9 protein-coding genes are annotated in these 9,934 nt (G+C 68.5%); 4 read left to right on the forward strand and 5 right to left on the reverse strand.

Going from position 1 to position 9,934, the window contains the following annotated elements; genetic code table 11:
- Nucleotides 1-80 precede the first annotated feature (80 nt).
- From AC6LJ5_RS28905 to AC6LJ5_RS28920, 4 genes are all read right to left on the reverse strand, one after another.
- Nucleotides 81-1,031: a LysR substrate-binding domain-containing protein gene (locus AC6LJ5_RS28905; RefSeq protein ID WP_103274501.1), complete on the reverse strand. Its 951-nt coding sequence runs from the start codon at nucleotides 1,029-1,031 to the stop codon at nucleotides 81-83.
- Between the two features lie 60 nt (nucleotides 1,032-1,091).
- Nucleotides 1,092-3,182, reverse strand: coding sequence for an ATP-dependent DNA helicase RecG (gene recG, locus AC6LJ5_RS28910; RefSeq protein WP_498142306.1), 2,091 nt, complete (start codon nucleotides 3,180-3,182; stop codon nucleotides 1,092-1,094).
- Nucleotides 3,183-3,221: 39 nt separating this feature from the next.
- A complete protein-coding gene (locus tag AC6LJ5_RS28915; protein ID WP_103274503.1) occupies nucleotides 3,222-3,608 on the reverse strand; it encodes a Rid family detoxifying hydrolase in 387 nt (128 codons plus the stop codon).
- A 218-nt stretch (nucleotides 3,609-3,826) separates the two neighbouring features.
- Nucleotides 3,827-4,726, reverse strand: coding sequence for a LysR family transcriptional regulator (locus tag AC6LJ5_RS28920; RefSeq protein WP_392411085.1), 900 nt, complete (start codon nucleotides 4,724-4,726; stop codon nucleotides 3,827-3,829).
- A gap of 94 nt (nucleotides 4,727-4,820) precedes the next feature.
- Here AC6LJ5_RS28920 and AC6LJ5_RS28925 point away from each other — a divergent pair, with 94 nt between their 5' ends.
- Genes AC6LJ5_RS28925 through AC6LJ5_RS28935 form a run of 3 tightly spaced genes read left to right on the forward strand, consistent with a single transcriptional unit; the run spans nucleotide 4,821 to nucleotide 7,559 of the window.
- Entirely contained in the window at nucleotides 4,821-6,179 is a 1,359-nt protein-coding gene (locus AC6LJ5_RS28925) for an acyclic terpene utilization AtuA family protein (RefSeq protein ID WP_103274505.1), read from the forward strand.
- Entirely contained in the window at nucleotides 6,176-6,559 is a 384-nt protein-coding gene (locus AC6LJ5_RS28930; protein WP_103274506.1) for an AtuA-related protein, read from the forward strand. Before AC6LJ5_RS28925 ends, AC6LJ5_RS28930 begins: the two co-directional genes overlap by 4 nt.
- A gap of 34 nt (nucleotides 6,560-6,593) precedes the next feature.
- Nucleotides 6,594-7,559 carry a Bug family tripartite tricarboxylate transporter substrate binding protein gene (locus AC6LJ5_RS28935; RefSeq protein WP_392411086.1) on the forward strand — a complete coding sequence of 322 codons (966 nt, stop codon included), beginning with the start codon at nucleotides 6,594-6,596 and terminating at the stop codon, nucleotides 7,557-7,559.
- A 154-nt stretch (nucleotides 7,560-7,713) separates the two neighbouring features.
- Here AC6LJ5_RS28935 and AC6LJ5_RS28940 read toward each other — a convergent pair whose 3' ends face one another.
- Nucleotides 7,714-8,490, reverse strand: coding sequence for a ferredoxin--NADP reductase (locus AC6LJ5_RS28940; RefSeq protein ID WP_103274508.1), 777 nt, complete (start codon nucleotides 8,488-8,490; stop codon nucleotides 7,714-7,716).
- Between the two features lie 371 nt (nucleotides 8,491-8,861).
- Between AC6LJ5_RS28940 and AC6LJ5_RS28945 the strand changes: the two genes are divergently transcribed.
- A complete protein-coding gene (locus AC6LJ5_RS28945; protein ID WP_103274509.1) occupies nucleotides 8,862-9,905 on the forward strand; it encodes a Fe(3+) ABC transporter substrate-binding protein in 1,044 nt (347 codons plus the stop codon).
- The last annotated feature ends 29 nt before the right edge of the window (nucleotides 9,906-9,934 follow it).

Below are 9,934 nucleotides of genomic sequence, written 5' to 3' on the forward strand. Positions count from 1 at the left end.
GCGCGCGGGGGTGGGCCGTCACTCTCCGGTCCGTGGGCATGCCCCCTTGAGGGGGGAGCGCGGGAGCGCTCGGGGGTGGGCTAATCCTGTTCTGCCGTGACCTCGCCCGCCAGCATCTGCACGCCCGGCAGCCCGCATTCATAGACGGCCTGCGCCAGCGCCTCGATCGCCGCGAGTCGCGGAAAGCTGCGGCGCCAGGCCAGCACCACGCGGCGTTCCGGCACCTGGCCCTCGAACGGCAAGTAACGCAGCAGGCTGTTCGAGGGAGGTTGCTCCGGCACAGCGGTCACCGGCAGCACGGTGACGCCGATGCCCGCCGCCACCATGTGGCGGATCGTTTCCAGCGACGAGCCCTCGAAGGTGCGCTGGATGCCGTCGCTGGCCGCGGAAAAGCGCGACAGCTCGGGACAGACCTCCAGCACCTGGTCGCGGAAGCAATGGCCGCTGCCCAGCAGCAGCATGGTCTGTTGCTTCAGGTCCTGCGCGTCGACGGCGGCCTGCTTCGCCAATTCATGGTCGTTGGGCACGGCCACCACGAAGGGTTCATCGTATAGCGGCTGCATGACCAGGCCGGCCTCCGGCAAAGGCAAGGCCATGATGGCGCAATCGATCTCGCCCTGGCGCAGCAACTCGACCAGGCGCACGGTGAAGTTTTCCTGCAGTAGCAGCGGCATCTGCGGCGTGCGACGGATCTGCTCGGGCACCAGGCGCGGCAGCAGGTAGGGACCGATGGTATGGATCACGCCCACGCGCAGCGGCCCGGCCAGCGGATCGTGGCCCTGGCGCGCGATCTCCTTGATACTGGCGCTTTCCTCCAGCACCTTCTGCGCCTGCGCCACGATGCGCTGCCCGATCGGCGTCACGCCGACCTCGGCGCCGCCGCGTTCGAACAGGGTCACGCCCAGCTCGTCCTCGAGCTTGCGGATGGCGACGGAAAGCGTGGGCTGACTGACGAAACAGGCCTCCGCAGCCCGACCAAAATGGCGCTCGCGTGCCACCGCCACGATGTACTTGAGTTCGGTGAGAGTCATACGCCCCCCGGGTTATGCGGCGGCCAGCGGGCCGTCGGCGAAAAGTTTAGGGTGGTTCATCTAGGTGCGCAGGAAGTCCTCGCGACCGCGCATCCAGCGTGCCAGGTGCGCCTGGACCGCGTCGGGATGCTCGGCCCGCAGCCAGACCGCCGCGTCGCGCGCGTCCTCGGCGATGGCCGCGTCGGTCTCCAGGTCGGCGAAGCGCAGCAGCGCCATGCCGGACTGCCGCGTGCCCAGGAATTCCCCGGGGCCGCGCTGCTCCAGGTCGCGCCGGGCGATCTCGAAGCCGTCGGATGTCTCGAACATGGCGCGCAGGCGCTCGCGCGCGATCTGCGACAGCGGCGTCTGATAGAGCAGCACGCAGACCGATTCGGCAGTGCCGCGCCCTACCCGCCCGCGCAGCTGGTGCAGCTGGGCCAGGCCGAAGCGCTCGGCGTGCTCGATCACCATCATCGACGCATTGGGCACGTCCACGCCCACCTCGATGACGGTGGTGGCCACCAGCAGGTCGACCTCGCCTTCGCGGAACGCCTGCATCACCGCCGCCTTCTCGGCCTGCGGCAGGCGGCCATGCACCAGGCCGATGCGCAGGTCCGGCAGATCGGCCCGCATGCCTTCGTAGGTATCGACGGCGGTCTGCAATTCCAGCGCCTCGCTTTCCTCGACCAGCGGGCAGACCCAGTAGGCCTGACGGCCGGCGCGCGCCGCCTGGGCGATGTGCGCGATGACCTCCTCGCGGCGCGCGTCCGAAACCAGTTTGGTCACCACCGGCGTGCGGCCGGGCGGCAGCTCGTCGATGACCGACACGTCGAGATCGGCGAAGAACGTCATGGCCAGCGTGCGCGGGATGGGCGTGGCGCTCATGTTGAGTTGGTGCGGCACGATGCGGCCGCGCACGGTTTCGCCCTTCTTGGTCAGCGCCAGGCGCTGGCCCACGCCGAAGCGATGCTGCTCGTCGACGATGGACAGGCCCAGCCGGTGGAATTCGACATGGTCCTGGATCAGCGCCTGCGTGCCGACCACCAGCTGCACGCTGCCCTCGGCCACGGCGGCGGCGGCCTCGCGCCGCGCCTTGGCCGTCAGGCTGCCGGTCATCCAGGCGATGTTCACGCCCAGCGGCTGCAACCACGCGGCGAGCTTGCGGAAGTGCTGTTCGGCCAGGATTTCGGTGGGCGCCATCAACGCCACCTGGGCCCCGGCCGCGATGGCCTGGGCCGCGGCGATGGCCGCGACCACGGTCTTGCCGCTGCCCACGTCGCCCTGCAACAGGCGATGCATCGGATACGGCTGCGCCAGGTCCGCGGCGATTTCCCGCACGACGCGCTGCTGCGCGCCAGTCAACTTGAACGGCAGGGTTTCGTACAGCCGGGCCACCAGCCCGTCCGGCGCGTCGCTGGGCGGCAGCGGCGCGGCTTCCTTGACGCGCCGCGCGGCCCGGGCGGCGGCCAACGACAGTTGCTGCGCCAGCAGCTCGTCGAACTTGATGCGCCGCCATGCCGGGTGAACCCGTTCCAGCAGCGCCTGCTCCGACTCGCCCTGCGCCGGCGTGTGCAGCGCGCGGATGGCGGGCTCGAACAGCGGCAGCGCATAGCGCTCGCGCGCCACCGGCGGCAAGGTGTCGGACAGGTCGGCGCGATCCAGCGCCTGCGCGATGGCGCGGCGCAGCGTCAGCTGCGGCAGGCCTTCGGTGCTGGGATAGACGGGAGTGAGCGCAGTGGGCAGCGGCGCATCGGCGTTGACCATGCGCGGGTGCACCATCTCGCGGCCGAACAGGCCGCCGCGGACCTCGCCGCGCGCGCGCAGACGCTTGCCCACGGTCACCTGCTTCTGCTGGCTGGGGTAGAAATTCAGCCAGCGCAATTGCAGTTCGCCGCTGTCGTCGGCCAGCGTGGCCGTCAGCTGACGCCTGGGGCGGTACAGGACCTCGGATTTGGTGATCTCGCCTTCGACCTGCGCGGAAAAGCCCGGCCGCAACGAGGCGATCGGAACCACGCGGGTCTCGTCTTCGTAGCGCAGCGGCAAATGCAGCACGAAGTCTTCGGGCGACACCAGACCCAGATTGCGGAGCTTGCGCTCCGTATCCGTCAGCGGTTTGCCGGCGCCGCCCTTGGCAGCGCTCGCGCGCTTGGGTGCCGCTGCGGCGGCCGGCATGGAGGAACGCGCCTCGGTAATGAAATGCCCCGGTGGTGCTTACAGGACCAGGATGGCCTCGACCTCGAACTGCGCGCCCTTGGGCAAGCTGGCCACGCCGATGGTGGAGCGCGCCGGGAAAGGCTGAGGAATGATCTCGGCCATGATGGCGTTGGCGGCCGCGAACTTGCCCAGGTCGGTCAGGAACAGGGTCAGCTTGACGACGTTGTCCAGCGTGCCGCCGGCCGCCTTGATGACTTCCTGCATGTTGGCGAACGCCTGGCGCACCTGGGCGTCGAAGTTCTCGGACACCAGATCGCCGGTGCCGGGCTCCAGGCCGATCTGGCCGGACAGATAGACCGTCTTGCCGCCGCTGACGGCGACCGCTTGCGAGTAAGGGCCGACGGCGGCGGGCGCGGCGTCGGTGTGGATGATTTGCTTGCTCATGGGCGGAATCCTTGTAAGGTCGTACAGATGCTTGAACTATCGGATTTTAATCACCAATAGCATATTGCGAAAGCTCCGGCTTGCCGCCACGATGCGCGGGTCCACCACTGAAGCGACGCGGCAAACGATGGCGGCAAGGCCGCGGCCTTGTCATGTTACCCACGCCGATGACAGCATGATGTCCGGCCTGTGCCCGTCCCATAGGGCCTCCCGCCAGTCTATCCCTCTCCACCCAGCTCGACGCGCCGCTCCCGCAGCAGGTCATACAAGGCCTGCGCCGCCACCGACAGGCTGCGCCCCTCGCGCCGCACCAAGTGCAGGGGCCGCGTCAGCGCGCGTCCGGCCAGCGGCACGATGCGCAAGTCCTCGCCGCCGAAATGGAACAATGTCATCGCCGGCACCACCGACACGCCCAGCCCCGCCCTGACCAGGCCGGTCACAGTGGCCAGATGCTCCACCTCGAACACCGGCGGTGGCGCGGCCGCGCCTAATGCCACGTCCAGGTGCTTGCGCACGCTGCTGCCGCGCGCCAGCTGGATCAGAGGATAGCGCGCGATGTCGCGCAATCGCGCCTGCTCCACCTGAGCCAATGGATGATCGCCACGGCACACCAGGAAATAGCGGTCGGCGTATAGGAATTCGCTCGCCAGCTCGCTCATGTCCGGCCGCTCCGAGGCCACCGCGAAATCCGCCTGCCCGCTGCGAACCATGTCCAGGCAGGGATCCAGCAGGGCGTCGCGCAGGTCGATCGAAATGCCGGGATGCCGCTCACGGAAGCCCGCCAGCAGGCCGGGCAGCCAGCCCGCCGCCAGCGACGGCAACGCGGCCAGCGTCACCCGGCCCCGGCGCCGCGCGGCGTGGTCGCGCAGATCATCCATGGCCAGTTCCATGTCGGCGAGCAGGCGACGCGCCGAGGCCTCCAGCACGCGCCCTTCCGCCGTCAGCTCGACGTTGCGTGTGTCGCGGTCGAACAGGCGCAGGCCGGCGCTGTCTTCCAGCTGGCGGATCAGGGCGCTGAAGGCGGGCTGCGTCAGGTGACAGCGCTGCGCCGCCCGCGTGAAGTGCTTCTCGTCGGCCAGGGCCACGAAGGCGCGCAGCTGGCGGGCAGAGAGATTCATGGCTTTTCTCTATGAATTGATCTGATCTTTCTATTTTACGGATGACTGGACGCTGCCTATAGTGGCCCCCAACCTGTGCCCGTCCATGAACGCCATGCCCCGCTCTCCCCTTCATATCGGCTGCGCCTCCGGCTTCTCCGGCGACCGCAGCGACGGCGCGCCCGCCGTGGTGCGCACGCTGGCCGCGCGCGGCGGCGGCACGCTGATCTTCGAGACGCTGGCCGAACGCACCTTGGCGCTGGCGCAGCTGGCGCGCAACGAGGATCCGCGCCTTGGCTACGAGCCGCTGCTGGATGATCTGGTCGGCCCCGTGCTGGGCGACTGCCAGCGCCACGGCATCGCCATCGTCAGCAATTTCGGCGCGGCCAACCCGCAGGGCGCGGCGCGGCGCATCGCGGAACTGGCCGCGCGGCAGGGCCTGGCCGCGCCGCGTATCGCGGTGGTACACGGCGATGCGTTGGACGCGCCCGGGCAGCGCGACCTGCTGCGCCAACGGCTGGGCGGGGCGCTGGACGGCCTGGACGTGGTCAGCGCGACCGCCTACCTGGGCGCGGCCGAGATCGCCCAGGCGCTGGTCGCGGGCGCGCAGATCGTGGTCGCCGGCCGCGTGGCGGATCCTTCGTTGACGCTGGGACCGGCGCTGGCCCATTTCGGCTGGGACGCGGCCGATTGGCCCCGTCTGGGACGCGCCACCATCGCCGGCCACATGCTGGAATGCGGCCTGCAGGTCACGGGCGGCTACTTCAGCGTGCCGGGCTTGAAGGACGTGCCCGATCTGCACCAAGCCGGCTTCCCCATCGCCGAGATCCAGTCCGATGGCGAGTTCGTCATCGGCAAGGCCGACGGCACCGGCGGCATGGTCGATGCCCGCACGGCCAAGGAACAGCTGCTGTACGAAGTCCACGATCCCGCCCGCTATCTGACGCCGGACGTGACCGCCGACCTGAGCCAGGCCCGCGTGGTCGAGCTGGGCGCCGACCGCGTGGCGGTGCAAGGCGTCACCGGTCATGCCCGTCCCGATGAACTGAAGGTCAACGTCTGCTATCGCGGCGGCTGGCTGGCCGAGGCGGAGATTTCCTACGCCGGCGTGCAGGCCGAAGCGCGTGCCCGGCAGGCGGCGGACATCGTGCGCCGGCGCCTGGGCGCGGCGCTGCGACTGCGCGCCGATCTCATCGGCGTGGTCAGCGTGCTGGGCGACGACGGCGGCGACATGCTGGCCGGCTTGCCTGAAGGCCGGGCGCGCGACGTGCGCCTGCGCCTGGCCGCGACGCACGCCGAGCGCGCCCAGGCCGAACGGCTGCTGCGCGAAGTGACCGCGCTCTACACCTGCGGCCCGGCCGGCGGCGGCGGCGTGCGCACCGCCCTGCGGCCGCGCCTGAACATGATGTCCTGCACCATCCCGCGCGACGCGGTGCGCGCCGGCTGGCGCTTCCTGGAGGAGATCCCGCAATGAGCGCCGACCTCGTCAGCGTGCCCCTGTATCGCCTCGGCCATGGCCGTTCGGGCGACAAGGGCGACATCTCGAACCTGAGCCTGATCGCCTGGGACCCGGAATGCTACGCGATCCTGGCCGCCCAGGTCAGCGAAGCCCGCGTGGCGGCCTGGTTCGCCAGCCGCCATCCGCGCCGCGTGGTCCGCTATCTGCTGCCCAGCCTGCACGCGATGAACTTCGTGCTGGAAAACGCGCTGGATGGCGGCGTCAACGACGCGCTCAACCTGGACGCTCACGGCAAGAGCCTGTCCTTCCGATTGCTGGACATGACGGTGCAGGTCAGCCCCGCGCTGGCGGCCCGTCTGCCCGACATACCCGGCGACCGCCCGGCGGCCGCCTGATCCACCCCACAAGAACACACACAGGAGACACACGATGCGCACGCCCCTTCGGAACCGGCTCGCCTTGCTGCTGGCAGCCGCCCTGCCGCTGGCCGCCTCGGCCCAGTCCTTCCCCGCCAAGCCCATCACCTTCATCGTGCCCTTCGCGGCCGGCAGCGCCACCGACCAGATCGGGCGCGCCATCGGCCAGGGCGTCACGGAGCAGACCGGCCAGGCCGTGGTGATCGAGAACAAGCCCGGCGCCAGCGCCATGATCGGCGCGGCCGCCGCCGCGCGCGCCGCGCCCGACGGCTATACCGTGCTCATCACCACCAACACCACGCACGCCGCCAACCAGCATCTGTACAAGACGCTGACCTACCGGCCCGTCGAGGACTATGCGCCGCTGACGCTGCTGGGCAAGGGCGGCCAGATCATGGTGGTCAATCCGAATTCGGCGGCCAAGAGCGTCGGCGACTTTATCGCGCAGGCGCGCCAGTCGCCCGGCAAGCTCAGCTTCGGCAGCGGCAGCTCCAGCAGCCGCATCGCCGGCGAGCTGCTGCAACAGATGGCCAATGTGCAGCTGCTGCACGTACCCTACAAGAGCAATCCGCTGGCCGTCACGGATCTGCTGGGCGGCCAGATCGACATGATGATCACCGACACCGCCACCGGCCTGCCCCAGGTCAAGTCCGGCAAGCTGCGCGCCCTGGGCGTCACGGGACTGGCCCGCTCGCCGTTGGCGCCCGAGGTGCCGACCATCGCGGAAGCCGGCGTGCCGGGCTATGAAATGGGTTATTGGTTCGCGGCCTACGCGCCGGCGGGCACGCCGCCGGACGTGGCCAGGCGCCTGAACGAACTGCTGGTCAAGGCCACGCAAAGCGGGCCGGCCAAGCAGTTCTATGCGCAGACGGGCACCGACCCCGCCAGCTCCACGCCCGAAGAGCTGGCCCGCTTCCAGCAGGCGGAAGCGGCGAAATGGGGAGACATCATCAAGAAGGCGGGGATCCAGCCCGAGTGAGCACGACGCGCCGGCATGCGCGGCGCCCGGTGCTCCGCGTACCGGCCGCGCGGCGTGGGTCGGATATACGCCGCGCCCAGCAAAAAGCCCATCGCATGCGATGGGCTTTTTGTACTTCGGCGAACACGCTGTGCGGCGGGATCGGCGCGGCGCTTTATTTGTCGACGAACGCGCGTTCCACCACGTAGTCACCCGGCTGTCCCACACCCGGGGACACGGTGAAGCCGCGCGCGTCCAGCATGGCGCTGATGTCGGCCAGCATATGCGGGCTGCCGCAGATCATGGCGCGGTCGGTCTCGGGGTTGATCTGGGGAATGCCGATGTCCTGGCAGAGCTTGCCGTTTTCCAGCAGTTCGGTGATACGGCCCTGATTGCGGAAAGGCTCGCGCGTGACGGTCGGGTAATAGACCAGCTTGTCGCGCACGATCTCGCCAAAGAATTCGTTATTGGGCAGCTCGTTGCCGATGAAGTCGGCATAGGCCAGCTCGCTGACCCAGCGCACGCCGTGGACCAGGATGACCTTGTCGAAGCGTTCGTAGACGTCCGGATCCTTGATGATGCTCATGAAGGGCGCCAGGCCGGTGCCGGTGCCGAACAGGAACAGGTGCTTGCCGGGCTTGAGGTCGTCGACCACCAGCGTGCCGACGGGCTTGCGGCTGACCAGGATGGTGTCGCCTTCCTTCAGATGCTGCAGCCGCGACGTCAGCGGGCCGTTCTGCACCTTGATGCTCAGGAACTCGAGGTTTTCTTCGTAGTTCGCGCTGGCGATGCTGTAGGCCCGCAGCAGCGGCTTGCCTTCGACTTCCAGGCCGATCATGACGAAGTGGCCGTTGTGGAACCGCAAGGCCGCGTCACGCGTGGTGGTGAAGGAGAACAGGGTGTCGTTCCAGTGGTGCACGCTCAGCACGCGCTCAGTATTGAAAGCAGCCATGTCGTATCAATTATGGGCGGTTCGGCGTTGCCGGGCTTGCGGCCCGTCCGCGCTCCGCGAGGATGGTTTCCGAGCCGCACTCAAAAGCTGGCAAGAGTGAAAAGGCGGCGGTCGGCATTAGGGTTGACCCTATTCTACAGGGTCTCGATGATAATTGCTCTCATTATTCTGTAATACGCTTATGCCGTATTGATGGGGATCAAGCGCCGGTCACACCTCCTTACGCGCAGTTGAACGGTGGAAATCTTCCTGGTATCGTCGCACTTCCATTTGATAATCATTTTCGTTATGCGGCCCGGCCATGTGCTCAGGCCGCAGGCACACCTCGCAGGAAGGCCGCCCTTCCCGCGCCCTCTTGCCGGAGTTGTTTCATGTCCAAGCGTCCCCAACTGAATTCCCTGCTGCGCGTCCTGGCCCTGGCCGGCGCCGCCGCCTTCGCCGTGCAGGCCCAGGCCGCCGAGGAAGTCAGCCTCTACACCACCCGCGAGCCCAAGCTGATCCAACCGCTGCTGGACGCCTTCACCAAGGAAAGCGGTATCAAGGTCAACACCGTCTTCGTCAAGGACGGCCTGCTCGAGCGGGTCAAGGCCGAAGGCGCCAAGTCGCCGGCCGACGTGCTGATGACCGTGGACATCGGCAACCTGCTGGACCTGGTCGACGGCGGCGTGACCCAGCCGGTCAAGTCCGAAACGCTGGAATCCGTCATCCCCGCCAACCTGCGCGGCGCCGACGGCAAGTGGTACGCCCTGTCGCTGCGCGACCGCGTGCTGTACGTCGAAAAAGACCTGAAGCTGGAATCCTTCCGCTATGAAGACCTGGCCGATCCCAAGTGGAAGGGCAAGGTCTGCATCCGCTCCGGCCAGCACCCCTACAACACCGCGATGATCGCCTCCATGATCGCGCACGACGGCGCCGAAGCCACCGAGAAATGGCTGCGCGGCGTGAAGGCCAACCTGGCCCGCAAGGCCGCCGGCGGCGACCGCGACGTGGCCCGCGACATCCTGGGCGGCATCTGCGACATCGGCCTGGCCAACGCCTACTACGTGGGCCACATGAAGAACGCCGAAGCCGGCACCGACGCCCGCAAGTGGGGCGACGCCATCAAGGTGATCCGTCCGACCTTCGCCAACGCCAAGAGCGGCGGCACGCACGTCAACGTCAGCGGCGCCGCCGTGGCCGCGCATGCGCCCAACAAGGCCAACGCCATTAAACTGCTGGATTACCTGGTGTCCGAGCCCGCCCAGGCGCTGTATGCCCAGGCCAACTATGAATACCCAGTGCGCAAGGGCGTGAAGCTCGACCCCGTGATCGCCAGCTTCGGCGAGCTCAAGATCGACCCGCTGCCCCTGACCGAAATCGCCAAGCATCGCAAGCAGGCCAGCGAGCTGGTCGACAAGGTCGGCTTCGACAACTGATGCACGGTGGCCGCGCCCTCGGGCGCGGC

The sequence above is a fragment of the Achromobacter sp. 1011791174 genome (assembly GCF_059760925.1).